Source organism: Paracoccus sp. N5 (assembly GCF_000371965.1).
Lineage (GTDB): Bacteria > Pseudomonadota > Alphaproteobacteria > Rhodobacterales > Rhodobacteraceae > Paracoccus.
The window spans coordinates 215520-232872 of sequence record NZ_AQUO01000001.1 but is presented as its reverse complement, the minus strand read 5'-3'; the positions used below and the strand labels follow the sequence as shown (position 1 = coordinate 232872).

Below are 17353 nucleotides of genomic sequence, written 5' to 3'. Positions count from 1 at the left end.
CGATGAACGGTATCGTCACCGCAAGCGGAGAAACCATCGAGCCCTTCGGGCGGTCGCTGTTCGAGCGCGCCTCGGAACGCTCGCTCAGCCGGGTCGGCGTGGTCGACGTGGGCTCGAACTCGATCCGCATGGTGGTGTTCGACGGCGCCGCGCGCTCGCCGGCGTATTTCTACAACGAAAAGGTCATGGCCGGGCTGGGGCAGGGGCTGGCCAGCACCGGCCGGCTGAACCCCGAGGGCGTGCAGCGCGGCATGGTGGCGCTGCGCCGCTTCGCCGCCCTGGCCGAGGGCATGGGCATCAAGCCGCTGACCTGCGTCGCCACCGCCGCCGTCCGCGAGGCCGAGGACGGCCCCGCCTTCCGCAAGGCAGTCGAGAAGGAAACCGGCCTGAAGCTGCATGTCATCGACGGCGAGGAAGAGGCCCGGCTATCCGCCCAGGGCGTTCTGCTGGGCTGGCCCGAGGCGAGCGGCCTGGTCTGCGACATCGGCGGCAACTCGATGGAACTGGCCGAGGTCAAGGGCGGCAAGGTCGGCCGCCGCATCACCACGCCGCTCGGCCCGTTCCGGCTGCAGCAGGTCAAGGGCGGCGCCTCGGGTCTGCGCGACCATATCCGCAAGACCATCGAGGGCGCCGTCGCCAGGCTGGGCCGGGGACATGAGACGATCTATCTGGTCGGCGGCTCGTGGCGGGCCATCGCGCGGCTGGACATGGAGCGGGTGAACTACCCGATGACCGTGCTGCACGAATACCGCATGACGCCCGATGCGGTCGAGGACACGGTGAAATGGATCGGCGGCCGGTCGGTGCCCGAGATGCGGGCGATGACCGGCATCTCGCAAAGCCGGATGGAGCTGGTGCCGCTGGCCAGCCTGGTGCTGCGCCAGCTGGTGCAAAGCCTGGAGCCCAAGTCGCTGGCGGTGTCCTCCTATGGCATCCGCGAGGGGCTGCTCTACGAGCAGATGCCCGAGGGGCTGCGCTCGCGCGATCCGCTGATCGAGGCGGCGCGCTTCTCGGAGCGGCAGATGGCGCGGATGCCGGGATTCGGCAAGAAGCTGTATCACTTCCTCGAGCCGCTTTTCGCCGACGTCCCGCCCGAGCGCGACCGGCTGATCCGCGCCGCCTGCCTCTTGCACGACACCACCTGGCGCACCCATCCCGACTATCGCGCCGACGCCTGTTTCGACAATGTGACGCGGGCCAACATGGCGGCGCTGTCGCATCCCGAGCGGGTGTTCCTGGGCCTGTCGCTGCTGCACCGCTACAAGAACAGCCGGGCGAATTCGCCGATGGCGCCGCTGTTCACCTTGCTGAACGACAAGGAAATCCGCGATGCCGAGGTGCTGGGCAAGGCGATGCGCTTCGGCGCCATGTTCTCGGTCAAGGACCCGGCCGAGGCGGGCACGCTGAAGCTGATGCCCAAAAAGAAGCTGCTGGAACTGAAGCTGACCCGCATCGGCCGCGCGCTGATGGGCGAGGTGACCGAGGCGCGGTTCCGGGCGCTGGCCCAGGCGCTGGAGGTCGAGCCGGCGGTGATCCAGAGCTGAATCGCGGGCCGCGGCCGAAAATCCTGTCCCAACCGACAGGTTTCCCGGCTGCGCCTTTCGTGGCAAACAGAAGCCACGGGGGACGGCGGTCCGGGTGTTGTTTACCAGGTGTCCGGTTAGAAAGGATCGTCCTCCCCCGACGACCCCCTCGCAGGGGGCGCGGGCTCAGGTGCCCCAGGTCCGCTCGAGCAGGGCCAGCCAGTTCTTCCAGGCAATCTTTTCAACCAGTTCGCGGCCATAGCCGTGCTCCAGCATGGCCTGGACCAGGTTCTGCAAGGCCGCGGCATCGGCCAGGTCGGCCGGCATGTCGGCGCCGTCGAAATCCGAACCCAGGGCCACGCCGTCCTCGCCCAGATGCGCCAGCAGGTGGTCGAGATGGCGCAGCATGACCGCGAAGCCATGCATCGGGTCGCGGCGGCCTTCGGGATGCAGGAAGCCCACCGCGAAGTTCAGCCCGACCAGGCCGCGGCTTTCCGCGATCACCCGGAGCTGGCGGTCGGTCAGGTTGCGCGAGCTGGGCGCCACGGCATGGGCGCAGGAATGGCTGGCGACCAGCGGCGCGTCCGACAGCCGGGCCACGTCGTCGAAGCCCTTTTCGTTCAGGTGCGACAGGTCCAGCATGATGCGCAACTGGTTGCATTCCTTGATCAATTCGCGGCCGAGATCGGTCAGCCCCGGCCCGGTGTCGGGCGAGGACGGAAAGGCGAAGGGCACGCCATGGCCATAGGCCGTCGGCCGCGACCAGACCGGCCCCAGCGAGCGCAGGCCCATGGCGTGCCAGACATGCAGCGCGTCGAGGTCGGGGATCGGCTCGGCGCCCTCGATATGCAGGATGGCGGCGATGCGGCCGGCGGCGATGCTGGCGCGCAGGTCGGCGGCGCTCAGGCCGATGTCCAGCGTGCCGCTGCGCGCCATGGCCAGCAGCTGCCCGGCCTGGGCCAGCGCATGCGGCAGCGCCTGGTCCGAGGGGATTTCCGCTGGAAGATCAAGGGCAAAGGGCGGGTTCTTCTTCAGCATCGCCGCCAGCGCATCGTCGGGACCGGGCGGCGAGGGGGTCCAGATCGCGAAGAAGCCGCCCGCGAAGCCGCCGGCCTTCATCCGCGGCAGGTCCAGATGGCCGGTGCCGTCGCCCTGCAGCCACAGCCGCTCGCGTCCGGGACCGGCGGCGACCATGCGCTGGAGGAAGTCGTTGTGACCGTCGAAGACCGGAATCATGGCTGCTGTCCTTTCGCCTTGCGCGGCGCAACATGCGCCGGTTCCCCGCGCGCCGCAAGCCGGCCGGGCGCAACGCGCGTTGCGCGGTGCACAGGCCGCGGGGCCGGGGCGCCGATCCCCGGCAATTGCTGGGGATCTGCTTGTGACCGCCGTGCAGCGCGCGTACACCGCGCGTACACCGGCCGTGCACCGGCGGCGGCGAACGATAGGGGCTTTTCCCGCAGCGGCTCTGCGCTAAGCTGGGGGCACGAGCCAGCGGCAAGGAGCCCCAGCCATGACCCGCATCGCGGACGGTTTCGACGGCCAGACCGTCATCTGCACCTTCGACGTCACCCCCGGCAGCGCCCATGATGTGCTGGACGCGCTGACCGCCGCCTATGCCGAGGTGATCAGCCGGCAGCCCGGCTATGTCTCGGGCGCCGTGCATCTGAACGACGCCCAGACCCGCATCGCCACCTATTCGCAATGGCGCGACCGCCGCGACTATCAGGCCATGCTGCGCAGCCCCGAGATGCGCGAGCGCAACCGCGCCATCCATGCCATGTGCCGGCATTTCGAGCCGGTGATGTACGAGGTGATGGGCGTCTGGGACAGCTGAAGCCCGGGCGGTTTCTGCGGGCGCGAAAACCGCTCGCCTTGCGGCAGGAACCTGCCTAGTCTGGCCTTCGGACGCGCCCCGGGCAGCGGGGCCAGAGCGGAGGGGGCGCATGGCAGGACGCATCATCACGATTGCCCAGCAGAAGGGCGGATCCGGCAAGACCACGGTGGCGGTCAACCTGGCGGTCTGCCTGCGCGGGCGGGGTCATTCCGTGGGCCTGCTGGACACCGATCCGCAGGGCAGCCTGGGGCGCTGGTTCCTGGAGCGGCTGGAACGCCTGGGCGAGGACGAGGCGCTGGAGTTCACCACCTCTTCGGCCTGGGGGGCGAGCTACGAATCCGACAAGCTGAAGAAACGCTTCGACTATGTCATCATCGACACGCCGCCCAAGATCGACAGCGACCTGCGCCCGGCGCTGCGGGTGGCCGATCTGGTGCTGGTGCCGGTCGCGACCAGCCATGTCGACCTGTGGGCGACCGAGGGCGTGCTGGACCTGGCCCGGCGCGAGAAATGCGACACGCTGATCGTGCTGAACCGCACCCGGCCGGGCACGCGGCTGGCCGGAGAGGTCGCGGAAAAGGCCGAGGAGCTGGGGGCCGAGGTCGCGGCGGCGCAGATCGCCAACCGCGTCAGCTATGCCGAGACGCTGGGCCAGGGCCTGGGCGCCAGCGACAGCGGCCGCAACCCGGTGGCGCGCAGCGAAATCGATGCGCTGACCGACGAGGTGCTGGCCCGGCTGCCGTGAAACGGCGGTGTTTGGCCGATGCGGGGCGCGCGGGCGGGTGACGCGGAACCTTTCGCGGGCAAAGGGGTTGCGCTGCGATTGTCCGCGTCAAGGAGACCTTCCGATGAAGCCGATCCTGCCTGTTGCGATGCTCATCCCGTTGCTGGCGGCGGGCTGCGTGCCCGAGCCGGCGCCACCCGAACCCACCCCGCCGGCCGAGGACAGCTGCGGCGCCGGCCGTTACCTGGGGCTGGTCGGGCAAAGCGGCGTGACCATCTCGATCCCCGCCGACCAAGCCTATCGCAGCTACAAGACCGGCGATCCCGTCACCATGGACTACAACCCGAACCGGCTGAATTTCGAACATGACAAGACGGGTAAGCTTGTTCGCGTAAGCTGCGGCTAGTGCTTGCGTTTTGACCGTTTGTTGCCGCCGCGCTGACCGGCGCGGCCCGCCGTCGAGCGCCCCGAGGCCTTGACGGCCTCTTCGGCGGCTTCCTCGATGGCGGATTGGCGCGCCAGCGGGTCGTCGGCCACGGCCAGCTCGACGGCCTCGAGCCGCTTGACCTCGTCGCGCAGCCGGGCGGCTTCCTCGAATTCCAGGTTTTCGGCCGCCTTGCGCATCTGGGCGCGCAGCGCGTCGAGATGCGCGGCCAGATTGGCGCCGACCATGGGCTTGTCGATCTTCGTCGTGATGCGCGACTGGTCGGTATCACCCTGCCAGAGCCCGGCCAGCACGTCCTCGACGTTCTTGCGCACGGTCTGCGGCGTGATGCCGTGTTCCAGGTTATAGGCCATCTGCTTCTGCCGGCGCCGCTCGGTCTCGGCCATGGCGCGCTCCATGCTGCCGGTGATGCGGTCGGCATACATGATGACGCGGCCTTCGGCGTTGCGGGCGGCGCGGCCGATGGTCTGGATCAGCGAGGTTTCCGAGCGCAGGAAGCCCTCTTTATCCGCGTCCAGGATGGCGACCAGGCCGCATTCGGGAATATCAAGGCCTTCGCGCAACAAGTTAATGCCGACCAGCACGTCGAAGGCCCCCAGCCGCAGGTCGCGCAGGATCTCGATCCGCTCGATCGTGTCGATGTCGCTGTGCATGTAGCGCACGCGGATGCCCTGTTCGTGCAGGTATTCGGTCAGGTCCTCGGCCATGCGCTTGGTCAGGGTGGTTACCAGCGTGCGCATGCCGGCGGCCGAGACCTTGCGCACCTCGTCCAGGAGGTCGTCGACCTGCATCTCGACGGGCCTGATCTCGATCTGCGGGTCGATCAGGCCGGTGGGGCGGATGACCTGTTCGGTGAAGACGCCGCCGGTCTGGTCCAGTTCCCAATCGGCCGGTGTGGCGCTGACGAAGACCGATTGCGGGCGCATGGCGTCCCATTCCTCGAATTTCAGCGGGCGGTTGTCCATGCAGGAGGGCAGGCGGAAGCCATGCTCGGCCAGGGTGAACTTGCGCCGGAAGTCGCCGCGATACATGCCGCCGATCTGCGGCACCGAGACATGCGATTCGTCGGCGAAGACGATGGCATTGTCAGGAATGAATTCGAAGAGCGTCGGCGGCGGCTCGCCCGGCGCGCGGCCGGTCAGATAGCGGGAATAGTTCTCGATCCCGTTGCAAACGCCTGTCGCTTCAAGCATTTCCAGGTCGAAGTTCGTGCGCTGCTCGAGCCGCTGGGCTTCCAGCAGCTTGCCCTCGTCGGTCAGCTGTTTCAGCCGTCCCTGAAGTTCGGCGCGGATGCCCTTGATCGCCTGCTGCAAGGTCGGGCGCGGGGTGACGTAATGGCTGTTGGCATAGATGCGGATCTGCTTGAAGCTGTCGGTTTTCGCCCCGGTCAGCGGGTCGAATTCGGTGATGGCTTCCAATTCGTTGCCGAAGAAGTCGAAGCGCCAGGCCCGGTCCTCGAGGTGGGCGGGCCAGACTTCGACCACGTCGCCGCGCACCCGGAAGCCGCCGCGCTGGAAGGCGGCGTCGAGGCGGCGGTATTGCTGGGCGACCAGTTCGTTGATGAAGCCGCGCTGTTCGTATTGCTGGCCGACGACCATGTCCTGGGTCATGGCCGAATAGGTCTCGACCGAGCCGATGCCGTAGATGCAGGAAACCGAGGCGACGATGATCACGTCGTCGCGTTCCAGCAGCGCCCGCGTGGCCGAGTGGCGCATGCGGTCGATGGCCTCGTTGATCTGCGATTCCTTCTCGATATAGGTGTCGGAGCGCGGCACATAGGCCTCGGGCTGGTAATAGTCGTAGTAGCTGACGAAGTATTCGACGGCGTTGTCGGGAAAGAAGCCCTTGAATTCGCCGTATAATTGCGCGGCGAGGGTCTTGTTCGGCGCCAGGATGATGGCGGGGCGCTGGGTTTCCTCGATCACCTTGGCCATGGTGTAGGTCTTGCCGGTGCCGGTGGCGCCCAGCAGCACCTGGTCGCGCTCGCCCGCGCGCACGCCCTGGGCCAGCTCGGCGATGGCGGTGGGCTGGTCGCCGGCCGGCAGGAACTCGGACTGCATGACGAAGCGCTTGCCGCCCTCGAGCTTGGGGCGGGTGACCTCGGCGAAGCGCGCGACGGGCGCATTGGTGTTGTTGTGGCCCATGGTTTTCCCTTTGTTCCGGGGATGAATCTGGCATCTCGGCGCGCGGATGCAAGGGGCAAGCGGCGTCTTGCACTGCCATCTTGAACAGCGGGCCGGCTTGGGGGATAAGGCCCTGAGCAAGAACAGAGGGTTCCCGCCAATGCGAGTCCGCATCTACAAGCCTGCCCGCAACGCCATGCAGTCGGGCGTCGCCCGCACCCGCGAATGGGTGCTGGTCTTTCCGGCGGCGGATGCGCGCGAGATCGACCCGCTGATGGGCTGGACCAGCAGCGACGACACGCAGAGCCAGGTGAAGCTGCGCTTCGAAACCCGCAAGCAGGCCGAGGACTACGCCCGCGAGAAGGGCCTGGATTTCGAGGTGGTCGAGCCCCACGCCCGCGCCGCGAACATCCGCCCCCGCGGCTATGGCGAGAACTTCGCCACCGACCGCCGCGCGCCCTGGACGCATTGAGGCTGTAAATCGGGCGAAAGTTGGTGCCGGCTCGGGGTGGTTTCGGCCGAGTTCGGGGCATAGTTTTGTCAACCTGTTGATTTTGCTGGGGCCGAATTTCCGGCCTCGGCTTGTCATTTGCCGGATCGGCTTGACCGGACGCTCCCAGCGCGCCAAGGAATGCCAGCCATGACCCCCGCCTATCTCGTCACCCATTCCGGCGGCGGATGAGGTCTTTCGACGGCGATCCTGACGCGGCTTTTCCCGCAGGCGCAGCTGATCCGCAGGCGGGCGGCCGAATGGATCACCCCCGGCCCGACCGCATCATCTATGATGTCGGCGGGGCCTATGGTTGCCGATGCGGACATTGTTTCCGGTGTCGGGTACAGGAACAAGGCTGTACGCACGAATGCGTTCTTCACAAACAAGCCCGTGCTCTCAACATTGTTGTCCCTGATCGTACACTGCAAGATGCGGGCTCTGTCTTCGATGGCGCGCGCGGTAGCTGCAGCGAGAAGCGCTTGCGCGATCTCCCGCCGACAATAATCCTCGTGGACCGTGAGGTGATTGACCTTCGCCTGCTACCACTGGACCTTTTTCAATTCGACGCAACCGACGACCTGATTATCTCGCACCTCGAACAGGAACCGTGCGCGCGCACTGAGGATGGCCTTGGCGTCGTAGTTTTTGACGAGCTGATTGCGCGTGTTGAGCAAGGCCGCAATCTGTCCGGCGTGGTTCTGGTCCATGCGTGTTCCCCCCTGTGAGTGCGCCTGCCCGGGGCTGGCTATCGACACTGATCGCGGGCATGGGTAGCACACCAGCGCGAGTGGGCCGGGCGACGAGGCCGCCCAAGCAATGGAACCGTTCTGCGGCTTCCATGAGGGTATGGCTGGATGATCCTGCTTAGTTGTAGGTCGTGTTGACAAAAGGGATTCCTCTGGCAGTCGTCCTATGATTCAAGCTCATCTCTACGTGGGAGATGAACTTGGCACGCAACCTGATATCCGACGATGAGTGGACCTTCTTCGAGGGCTTCATTCGTGCCGTCCGGCACCCTAACGGGCGGAAACCTGCGGACCATCGTCTTGTTCTGAATGGTATATTCTGGATCGCAAGGACTGGTGCGCCATGGCGCGATCTGCCCGAAGAGTTTGGCAAGTGGTCCTCGGTCTACCGTCAGTTCCGCCGCTGGACTTTGGCGGGACTGTGGGAGGATATCCTGGATGCGCTGAACCACGCTGGGATCGCGCCAGACAAGCTCCAGATGGTTGATAGCACTGTGATCCGCGCCCATCATCATGCGGCGGGCGCAAAAGGGGGACTCCGAAAGAGGCTCTTGGCCGTTCGAGAGGCGGCTTCTCGACCAAGATCCATCTCCGCGTCAACGGCGCAGGCCTCCCGATGAGGACCGAGATCACGCCGGGGCAGGATTCCGACTACACCGGCTATGATATGGTGATGGCCGACAACCTGCCGCAACCAGCAGTTCTGGTCGCCGACAGGGGCTATGACTCTGATAAAATTCGGGAAGACATCGAGAGCCGCAACGCCCTGCCCATGATACCGATGCGAAGGAACCGAAGGGTGCGCAAGGCTGTCGACATGACCATCTACACCCTGCGCAACATGGTCGAGCGCTGCTTCAACAAGCTGAAAAATAGCCGCCGCCTTGCAACCCGCTACGACAAAACCGCCGAAAGCTTCCTTGGCTTCGTCGACGTCGCCTGCATCAGGCTCTGGCTCCGCCATTTGTCAACATGACCTAGCCTCTGTGACGACGGCATTATAAAAGCAATATGGGGCAGTGAATGTATTTATCTTCAGCAAAGCTGAAAAATTTTCGGTCCTTCGGCGATTGTGAGATCGATTTTCAGCCAGACCTTACCGTGTTGGTGGTGAGAACAACGGCGGGAAAAGCGATGCGATTGATGCGATCCGCCTCCTAACTATACCGCTCGGCGGCCGCCGCTAGATTCATTGCGAGCCAACGGATGTAACGTTTCAGAGCGCTGCCCCACACTTCGAACTCGAAGCGCATTTTTCGGGCCTGACGACCGGCCAGCAGGGGCGTCTGATCAGCGCTGCCACCGATACGACGCTGACCAACGCTCTATACGGTTTGAGGGCAGCCGAACGGGTGTCCGCCCGACAATTTGGGCTGGCAGGGAAGGCAACGCGCCCGAGCCCGGCTGCCAGGACATGGTGCGTCATGTCTATTTGCCGCCGCTGCGGGACGCGAAGCGAGCACTGGCGTCCGGCAATCCCATGCGTATCATGGCGCTTTTGAATCACTTTCTCGGCGAGACCACGCCTGACGAACTGGCAAAGCACCTCGCCCGCAGCCATTCGCATGACGTCCTGACGAGTGTGGACGGTGCTGTGGAAAGGGGCCTCACTGAACTCACCGCAGGGGTTCGACGGCAGACCGCTTCGCTCGGCTTCGCATCCGGCGAGTCCCTGCTCGACATCGCGCGGGATCTGCGCTTTAGAGTCAGGACCCATAAATCTGCTTGAGGGCTATCTCGCCGCGTGATTCAAACTCCCAACTATGGGAGGGATCATGATCGAACTGTTCTGGTTGACGGAAACGCAGATGGAGCGGCTGCGGCCCTTCTTTCCGAAGTCGCGCGGGAAGCCGAGGGTCGATGACCGGCGCGTGCTGAGCGGGATAATCTTCATCCAGCGCAATGGCTTGATGTGGAAACATGCGCCTGCGACCTATGGCCCGCCGAAGACGCTTTACAACCGTTGGAAGCGGTGGAGCCGGATGGGCGTGTTCGCCACGATCATGACCGAGCTGGCCGCCCAGGCGCAGGAGACCGGGATCGTGATGATCGACGCGACCCATGCGAAAGCCCATCGGACGGCGTCGAGCCTTGCGGTTCAAAGGGGGGCGCGGACGGCTGATCGGGCGGACGAAGGGCGGCCTGAACTCCAAGCTCCACGTCCTGGCCGACGCGAAGGGTCGTCCGATCCGGATGTTCCTGTCGGCGGGCCAGACCTCGGACTATATCGGGGCGCGGGCGCTCTTGTCCTCTATCCCACAGGCCGGAGCGCTGCTCGGGGACCGGGGCTACGATGCCGACTGGTTCCGCAACGCTCTGATCGAGATGGGCATTTCGCCGTGTATCCCCTCCCGCATCGGTCGCAAGATTCCGATACCGCACGACGCGGACCTTTACCGCTTGCGCCACAAGATCGAGAACATGTTCGCCCGCCTCAAGGACTGGCGGCGCATTGCCACCCGCTACGACCGCTGCCCGATCCTGTTTCTCTCGGCCTGCGCCCTCGCTGCAACCGTTATCTACTGGTTGTGAGTCCTGACTCTAAGCTCGCCGATCATGGCGTGGTGCCGGAGGATTTGCGCTACTCCGGCCACGGATACGCGAACCTCCTGTTCATGGCGATCAGCAGTCATGGGTCACCCGGCAGACAACAGGGAAAGGACATCAGGGTTTCTATCGGGCCGCGTCACCAGCATCTTCAGCCGTGGATCGTGTGAAATGAATGGTCGCTTCTATGGCCCTTGGTGGCAGGGGCTGAGCAGCGGGCTGCGGGAACAGATCTTCATCAACGATACCCCGGCTGTCGAGATCGACTTCAAAGCCATGCATATCCAGATTCTAGCAGCGCAGAAGGGGTGGAGCTTCCTGCTGACCCCTATGAACTTCCGCCGGGGCAATTCCCGGATACTGATCCTGCCGAGCAGCGTGCCATGGTCAAGCAACTGATACTGACTGCCCTGAATGCCGGGGATACCCGTTCTGCTTGTGCTGCCTTCTGCGATAGTTGAGCACCTCCCCGAAAATCGGACAGTGACGTAAGCTCTGATCTTCCGTCTGCTGGTCTCCAAGAACGAGGAGAACAGACGATGTCGAAACGCAGGAACCATGACGCGGGCTTCAAGGCTCGCGTGGCGCTGGAAGCCGTGAAGGGCGAGCGCACCGTGTCGGAGCTGGCCGCGGAATACGGCGTGCATCCGACGATGATCCACCAGTGGAAGAAGGCGCTGCTCGAGGGGGCATCGGACATCTTCGAACGCGGCAGGAAGAAGAAGGCCGAGGTCGACGAGGAGACGGTGCGATCGCTGCACGCCAAGATCGGAGAGCTGGCCGTCGCCAACGATTTTTTGTCACGAAAGCTCAAGCCCTGGACCGGCAGGTGAGGCGCGGGATGATCGAACGCTCTCACCCCACGCTGTCGGTCGGGGCGCAATGCCGTCTGCTGTCGATCTCGCGGTCGTCGTTCTACTACGCACCGCAGGGCGAGACCGAGATGAACCTGGCGCTCATGCGGCTGATCGACCGTCAGTTCCTGGAAACCCCCTTCTACGGCGTCCAGCAGATGACCTGGCACCTGCAGAACGAAGGGCACCCAGTGAACATGAAGCGCATCCGGCGGCTGATGCGGCTCATGCGTCTGATGCCGATCTACCAGAAGCCCAACACCAGCAAGCCTGCGAAGGGGCACAAGACCTACCCCTATCTGCTGGGTGGCCTGCGGGTCGATCGGCACAACCATGCCTGGTGTGCCGACATCACCTATCTGCCGATGCGACGAGGCTTCCTCTACCTGGTCGCCATCATGGACTGGTTCACCCGCAAGGTGCTGGCCTGGCGCATCTCGAACACGCTCGAAGCCGACTTCTGCGTCGAGGCGCTGAACGAGGCGGTCCACCGCTTCGGCCCGCCCGAGATCATGAACACCGATCAGGGCTCGCAGTTCACGTCCTTCGCCTGGACCGACCGGCTGAAACGGATCGGCACCCGGATCTCGATGGACGGCAAGGGCCGGTGTCTCGACAACATCTTCATCGAGCGCCTTTGGCGGTCCCTGAAGTATGAGTGCGTCTATCTGCACGCCTGGGAGACCGGCTCGCAGGCGAAGGCGGGCGTTGGCCGATGGATCACCTTCTACAACCACCAGCGGCCCCACGCCGCCCATGGCGGACAGCCGCCCGCCGTGGTCTACTTCAACCAGATCGAAACCGATCAGCAGGGGCAGAGAGTAGCTTAAATCATCCCGGAAACTGTCCAAGAGATGGGGAGTAGCTCAGTTTGCACAGGGCTACAACGAAACTTACGGGGAAATCGCGAAGCATTACTGCCAGGATGTTCCCGAGACAGCAGGCAACCTCTATTCGCACAAGGCTTCTGGCACTCTGAGGGCTGAACTTGAGTCTAAGTATATAGAGGAATTTGAGAAAATCGAGGATAAGGACCAACAGGCCCTCGTAGCCTTTGAGATCCTGGTGCGGTTGTGGCTGGTGGATCGTGTCTGGAGGTCATCGGCTGAATCGTACTCCGTTCAGCAATCGCTGGCTCGGGCTATCAACAAGACTGCCAGGAGATGCTGTAAGCGGTTCTGGTGGAGCAGGCTGGAAGCTTTCCGTGCCTAAACCAGGACGCAGGTTTTGCCCGAGGATCCGACCGCCTCGGGCACCCTTGATCTTCACCTCACCAGCACCCCCCTGGGGCAGAATCTGGGGCATTTGAAGCCCGGCCATTACAGGTCAGGGGCCGTATTCAGCAGCCTCGCTACCCGCCAGGCCAATGATCGCGCTGCGAAAATCCAGCTTCGCGACCTGTCTGAAATCACTTTGATGGATCTGGCTGGGGCGGTAGGATTCGAACCTACGGTACACGGTACCAAAAACCGTTGCCTTACCACTTGGCCACGCCCCAACTCTGTGGAGGCGTATCTAGCCAAGCTGGCAGGGGGGTGCAAGAGGCATTTCCGAATTTTCTTGTGGACGAAAGTTCAGGCCGGTAAGCGCCCGCCATGGAACAGTTCGATACCGTCATTCTGGGTGCCGGCGCGGCAGGGCTCTTCTGCGCCGGCTCGATTCTTGCCGAGGCGCCGGGCGGCGCGGGACGCATCGCCGTGCTGGATCATGCCAGGGCACCGGGCGAAAAGATCCGCATCTCGGGCGGCGGGCGCTGCAATTTCACCAACCTGGCAAGCGCGCCTGACCGCTTTCTGTCGCGCAATCCGCGCTTCTGCGCCTCGGCGCTGGCCGGCTTCACCGCGCGGGATTTCGTCGATCTGGTGGATCGGGCCGGCATCGCCTGGCACGAGAAGACGCTGGGACAGCTTTTCTGCGACGGCAGCGCGCGGCAGATCGTCGACTTGCTGCTGCATCGCATCCGCGGCTGCGAGTTGCGGCTGGAGACGAGAATCGATGCGGTCGACCCCGAGCCGGAAGGTTTCGTGCTGCGCGGGCCGCAGGGCGCGCTCAGGACGCGGCGGCTGGTGGTGGCCAGCGGCGGCAAGTCGATCCCGAAGATGGGGGCGACCGGTATCGGCTACGACATCGCCACGCGCTTCGGGCTTGAACTGGTCGAGCCTCGGGCCGGGTTGGTGCCGCTGACCTTTGCCGCGCAGGATCTGGACCTGTGCCGGCCGCTGGCCGGGCTGTCGCTGGACGCCGAGGTCGCGCATGGCAGCGGGCGCGGCCGGACGCGGTTTCGCGACGGGCTGCTCTTTACCCATCGCGGGTTGTCGGGACCGGCCATCCTGCAGATCTCGAGCTTCTGGCGGCCGGGCGAGCCGATCGTGGTCGATCTGGCGCCCGAGGTCGACCTGTCGTCGGCGCTGCGGGAGTTGCGCGGGCAGGGCGGGCGGGTCGCGCCTGGCACGGCTTTGGCGCGTTGGCTGCCGGCGCGCCTGGCCGAAGCGATCTGCGCCGAGTTCGGCCTGGCTGGCGCGCGGCTGGCCGACCAGGGCAACGCGGCGCTGGATCGCCTCGCAAACCGGGCCAATCGCTGGCAGTTGCGCCCCGTCGGCTCGGAAGGCTGGCGCACGGCCGAGGTCACGGTCGGCGGCGTCGACACGCGCGGGCTGGATTCGCGCAGCATGCAGGTCAAGGCCGTGCCCGGCCTCTATTTCATCGGCGAGGTCGTGGACGTGACCGGCTGGCTTGGCGGCTACAACTTTCAATGGGCCTGGGCATCGGCCCATGCTGCGGCCAAGGCCATCGCCGCCGGCTGATCAGCCCATCACCGGATCGGATTTCGCCAGCGCGTCGAAGCGCATCAAAGAGGCGACCAGGTCCGGCATTCGGTCCAGCTGGATCATGTTCGGGCCGTCCGAGGGTGCGTTGTCGGGATCCTGATGCGTCTCGATGAAGACGCCGGCGACGCCCAGCGAAACCGCGGCCCGTGCCATCACCGGCGCGAATTCGCGCTGCCCGCCCGAGGAGCCGCCCTGGCCGCCGGGCTGCTGCACGGAATGCGTGGCGTCCATGATGACCGGCCAGCCGGTGCGCGCCATGATCGGCAGGCTGCGCATGTCCGCGACCAGGGTATTGTAGCCGAAGCTGACGCCGCGTTCGGTCAGCATGATGCGCCGGTTGCCGGTCGAGGCGACCTTGTCGGCGACGTTGGGCATGTCCCAGGGCGCCAGGAACTGGCCCTTCTTGATATTGACCACCGCGCCGGTCTCGCCCGCCGCCAGCAGAAGGTCGGTCTGGCGCGACAGGAAGGCCGGGATCTGGATCACGTCGACCACGGCGCCGGCCGTGCGGGCCTGCGCGCTGTCATGGACATCGGTCAGCACCGGGCAACCGATGCGGGCGCGCACCTCTTCCAGCATGCGCAAGCCTTCTTCGATGCCGATGCCGCGCCGGCCCTTCAGCGAAGTGCGGTTGGCCTTGTCGTAGCTGGCCTTGAACACGAAGCCCGCACCGGCGCGGCGACAGGCCCCGGCCATGGTCTCGGCGATCATCAGGGCGTGGTCCAGCGTTTCCAGCTGGCAGGGGCCGGCGATCACCGCCAGCGGCAGGTCATTGCCGAAGGTCACGTTGCCGATCTGGACATGGTTCATGAGGACACCTGTTCGCGCAGGATCGAGGCCGTCAGCGAGAGCATCAGGTAGATGCCCGAGAAGATCAGGAAGGCGACGATCGTGTTCTGGAAAGCCTTGGGATAGGTCGCCTCGTCCGGGGGGACGGGCGCGACCGAGAGCGAGAGATAGCGCACCTGCTTGTTGGCCTCGATCCGCGCATTTTCCATCTGCGCGGCGGCGGCGGCCAAAAGCTCCTGCCGGGTCATCAGATCGGATTCGGCGATGCGAATCTCGCCCGAGATCGAGGCCAGCGAGCCGCGCGCGTTGCTGTCTTCGGTCAGTTGGCCGCGGGTATCGGCCAGCATCTGCTCAAGCCGACTGATGTCGCCCTGCACGCCGGCGACGCGGCTCTGGTTCGGGCGGGCGTTGGATTGCAGCTGACCCAGTTCCAGCTTCTTCTCGGCCAGCTGGCGCTCGAGCTCGGCAATATGGCCCATGATGACCGAGCCCTCGGCCACCGGGTCGAGCACGCCCAGCTTCTGCTGCAACTCCTGCACCCGCCGCTGGGCTTGCAGCACCTTCTCCTCGGCGTCCTGGTAGCTTTCGACCGAGCCCTTCATCTGGTCCTCGCGCAGGCGCGCGGTCATCTGGTCGACCTGGCCCTCGGCATATTTGATCAGCGCCAGCGAGAATTCCTGGCTGAGCTTCGGGTCCGGTGCGATCACCTCCATGTTGACCACGCCCTCGGTCGGGTCATAGCCGATCTTCACCGAATTCTGGTAAAGCTTGTAGGCCTGTTCGTTGGTCGCATCGGGCGCGAGGCGCAGCACCGGATCGATGGCGGGGTTCTGGAACGCCTGCTTGAAGCCCAGATCCTTGTCGAGCCGCAGCATGGCATCGCGCGAGGTCAGGTAGCTTTGCACCGACACCGAGTCGGTATTGGTCGCCAGCTGCGTGCCGCTGAACAGCCCGCCCAGGCTGCCCGAACTGGATTTCTCGGCCTGCTGGATCTGGAACTGCGAGATGGTGGCGTAAAGCGGCGTCGCGACCGTGAAGTAATACCAGGCCGCGATCACGGTCGGCAGGCCCACCAGCGCGATCAGCCGCGCCGCCAGCATCATCAGCTTGCGGCGACGGCGGCGGGCGATGTCCTGCTGGATGCGGATGATCTCGGCGGCGCGGCGATCCTCGGTCAGCGCCTCGCGCGAGGGCAGGTTGGTCTGGCCGGGTGGCAGCGGCACGATCTCGCTACCGCGGCCACGGCGGGCGGGGCTGTTCTTGCGGGTCGGCACCGGCATGGTGCTCGGGGCAGGCTCGGCCTGGGCCTGGGCGCGCGCGCCTTCTTCGGACAGGATCTTGCCGACGGCGGCGCGGTGGAACGGATCGATGCCGCGATCGCGCAGCATCACCACCGCCTCGTGGTCCGATTCGACGTCGATCTCATGCATGGCGGCGATGCGGCGGGCCATGCGCAGCTGGCGATCGGTCAGGTTCTCGGCCCGGACGGCGGCAATGCGCTCGGCCATCGCGGTCGGCGCGGATGCGGCGGGGGCGCGTGGCGCCGCGCCGGGAAAGCGCATGTCGCCGAAGCCGTCGTCGCCGGCCGCTGCCGCGAACAGTTCCTCCGGCGCGGTCTGCGGGCGCTGCGCCGGGTCGCGCTTCTGCACCGAGATCTGCACCTTGCGCGCCGTCTCGACCGCGTTCGAGCCGCGACTGACCGCCAGGACCGATTCCTCGCGGGTGATGCGATAGGCGCGGGCCTTAGGCGGTGTAGTCATAATATTGCTTGGCCTCTTCGAGGGTTTCGAACTGATAAAGCTTGCCGTTGCGCAGCACCGCGGCGGAGCTGCAGAATTTCTCGATCGTCTGCGCCTGGTGCGAGACCACCACAACCGTCGCCGATTTCAGCCGGTCATACAGGACCGAGCCGGCCTTGCGGTTGAATTCCGCATCGGTGGTGGTCGGCATGCCCTCGTCGATCAGGTAGACGTCGAATTCCAGCGCCAGCATCAGCGAGAAGGTGAAGCGCGAGCGCATGCCGGCGCTGTAGGTGCCGACGGGCATGTCGAAATATTCGTCGATGTCGGTCAGCCAGCGGCAGAACGCCTCGACATAATCCGGGTCGAGCCCATAGATGCGGGCGATGAAGCGGGCGTTTTCGTTCGCGCTCATGGTGCCGGTGATGCCGCCCATGAAGCCCAGCGGAAACGAGACCCGGCAATCGGTGCGGATCGTGCCCTCGTCGGGCTTTTCCAGCCCGCACATCATGTTGATGATCGTGGTCTTGCCGGTGCCGTTCGGCGCCAGGATGCCCATCGAGCGCCCCATCTCGATGCGGAACGAGGCCCGTTCGAGGATCACCTTGCGCTGCGTCCCGGTCCAGAACGACTTGGAGACATCGTCGAATTCGATCATCAGCCCGTCCCGAGCCGCGCTTTTGCTGCGGCCGCCATGTTGAACCCGCC

16 protein-coding genes, 1 tRNA gene and 2 pseudogenes are annotated in these 17353 nt (G+C 65.3%); 12 read left to right on the top strand and 7 right to left on the bottom strand.

Translation table 11 applies throughout. The features are described from left to right. Positions 1-2 precede the first annotated feature (2 nt). On the top strand, positions 3-1544 hold the full coding sequence (locus tag PARN5_RS0101145; protein WP_017997964.1) for a Ppx/GppA family phosphatase: 1542 nt from the start codon (positions 3-5) through the stop codon (positions 1542-1544). A gap of 165 nt (positions 1545-1709) precedes the next feature. Here PARN5_RS0101145 and PARN5_RS0101140 read toward each other — a convergent pair whose 3' ends face one another. Beyond that, positions 1710-2759 carry a membrane dipeptidase gene (locus PARN5_RS0101140; protein ID WP_017997963.1) on the bottom strand — a complete coding sequence of 350 codons (1050 nt, stop codon included), beginning with the start codon at positions 2757-2759 and terminating at the stop codon, positions 1710-1712. Between the two features lie 274 nt (positions 2760-3033). On the opposite strand from PARN5_RS0101140, the gene PARN5_RS0101135 reads away from it, so the two are divergent. The 3 genes from PARN5_RS0101135 (at position 3034) to PARN5_RS0101125 (ending at position 4487) form a co-directional block, all read left to right on the top strand. Further along, positions 3034-3357 (top strand): antibiotic biosynthesis monooxygenase family protein, encoded by a 324-nt coding sequence (locus PARN5_RS0101135; RefSeq protein ID WP_017997962.1) that lies wholly within the window; start codon positions 3034-3036, stop codon positions 3355-3357. A 109-nt stretch (positions 3358-3466) separates the two neighbouring features. Next, positions 3467-4102, top strand: a complete 636-nt coding sequence (gene parA / locus PARN5_RS0101130) for a ParA family partition ATPase (protein WP_017997961.1) — start codon at positions 3467-3469, stop codon at positions 4100-4102. 103 nt (positions 4103-4205) lie between these two features. After that, positions 4206-4487, top strand: coding sequence for an I78 family peptidase inhibitor (locus tag PARN5_RS0101125; RefSeq protein ID WP_017997960.1), 282 nt, complete (start codon positions 4206-4208; stop codon positions 4485-4487). Here the strand turns inward: PARN5_RS0101125 and uvrB are convergent. After that, the gene (gene uvrB, locus PARN5_RS0101120) at positions 4484-6670 is read right to left on the bottom strand and encodes an excinuclease ABC subunit UvrB (RefSeq protein WP_017997959.1); all 2187 of its coding nucleotides are present in this window, start codon (positions 6668-6670) and stop codon (positions 4484-4486) included. The genes PARN5_RS0101125 and uvrB overlap by 4 nt on opposite strands. A 139-nt stretch (positions 6671-6809) precedes the next feature. On the opposite strand from uvrB, the gene PARN5_RS0101115 reads away from it, so the two are divergent. Then, a complete protein-coding gene (locus PARN5_RS0101115) occupies positions 6810-7121 on the top strand; it encodes an ETC complex I subunit (protein WP_017997958.1) in 312 nt (103 codons plus the stop codon). A 168-nt stretch (positions 7122-7289) separates the two neighbouring features. Beyond that, positions 7290-7450 (top strand): annotated as a pseudogene (locus tag PARN5_RS24695) (MYG1 family protein); the annotation flags it as partial. A gap of 231 nt (positions 7451-7681) precedes the next feature. On the opposite strand, the gene PARN5_RS23945 reads toward PARN5_RS24695, so the two are convergent. Beyond that, positions 7682-7849 (bottom strand): hypothetical protein, encoded by a 168-nt coding sequence (locus PARN5_RS23945; RefSeq protein WP_017997957.1) that lies wholly within the window; start codon positions 7847-7849, stop codon positions 7682-7684. A gap of 233 nt (positions 7850-8082) precedes the next feature. Here PARN5_RS23945 and PARN5_RS23120 point away from each other — a divergent pair. The 5 genes and pseudogenes from PARN5_RS23120 to PARN5_RS0101080 all read left to right on the top strand — a co-directional run bounded on the left by PARN5_RS23120 (position 8083) and on the right by PARN5_RS0101080 (position 12119). Beyond that, positions 8083-8864 (top strand): IS5 family transposase gene (locus PARN5_RS23120; protein WP_085999836.1). Its coding sequence is split into 2 segments (ribosomal slippage): positions 8083-8425 and positions 8425-8864, totalling 783 coding nucleotides; the frame shifts between segments, so codons are not numbered across the junction. Between the two features lie 438 nt (positions 8865-9302). After that, positions 9303-9617 (top strand): hypothetical protein, encoded by a 315-nt coding sequence (locus PARN5_RS24450; RefSeq protein WP_017997956.1) that lies wholly within the window; start codon positions 9303-9305, stop codon positions 9615-9617. 46 nt (positions 9618-9663) lie between these two features. Then, positions 9664-10420, top strand: a protein-coding gene (locus PARN5_RS23110; RefSeq protein ID WP_085999846.1) for an IS5 family transposase whose coding sequence is annotated in 2 segments (ribosomal slippage) — positions 9664-9989 and positions 9988-10420 — 759 coding nt in all. Because the reading frame shifts where the segments join, the coding sequence is not laid out codon by codon here. Positions 10421-10606: 186 nt separating this feature from the next. Continuing rightward, on the top strand, positions 10607-10834 hold the full coding sequence (locus PARN5_RS0101090; protein WP_017997954.1) for a hypothetical protein: 228 nt from the start codon (positions 10607-10609) through the stop codon (positions 10832-10834). 140 nt (positions 10835-10974) lie between these two features. Next, a pseudogene (locus PARN5_RS0101080) lies at positions 10975-12119 on the top strand (IS3 family transposase). Between the two features lie 593 nt (positions 12120-12712). Here PARN5_RS0101080 and PARN5_RS0101075 read toward each other — a convergent pair. Beyond that, positions 12713-12787, bottom strand: a tRNA-Gln gene (locus PARN5_RS0101075). Positions 12788-12884: 97 nt separating this feature from the next. Here PARN5_RS0101075 and PARN5_RS0101070 point away from each other — a divergent pair. Then, complete coding sequence (locus tag PARN5_RS0101070) at positions 12885-14093, top strand: NAD(P)/FAD-dependent oxidoreductase (RefSeq protein ID WP_017997953.1); 1209 nt, start codon at positions 12885-12887, stop codon at positions 14091-14093. Here the strand turns inward: PARN5_RS0101070 and kdsA are convergent, their stop codons facing one another. The 3 genes from kdsA to PARN5_RS0101055 are packed head-to-tail and all read right to left on the bottom strand — an operon-like array spanning position 14094 to position 17303. Further along, complete coding sequence (gene kdsA, locus PARN5_RS0101065) at positions 14094-14927, bottom strand: 3-deoxy-8-phosphooctulonate synthase (protein ID WP_017997952.1); 834 nt, start codon at positions 14925-14927, stop codon at positions 14094-14096. Continuing rightward, on the bottom strand, positions 14924-16666 hold the full coding sequence (locus PARN5_RS0101060) for a capsule polysaccharide transporter (protein WP_017997951.1): 1743 nt from the start codon (positions 16664-16666) through the stop codon (positions 14924-14926). The genes kdsA and PARN5_RS0101060 overlap by 4 nt, the downstream gene beginning before the upstream one ends. After that, positions 16650-17303 (bottom strand): ATP-binding cassette domain-containing protein, encoded by a 654-nt coding sequence (locus tag PARN5_RS0101055; protein ID WP_017997950.1) that lies wholly within the window; start codon positions 17301-17303, stop codon positions 16650-16652. The genes PARN5_RS0101060 and PARN5_RS0101055 overlap by 17 nt, the downstream gene beginning before the upstream one ends. Between the last annotated feature and the right edge of the window lie 50 nt (positions 17304-17353).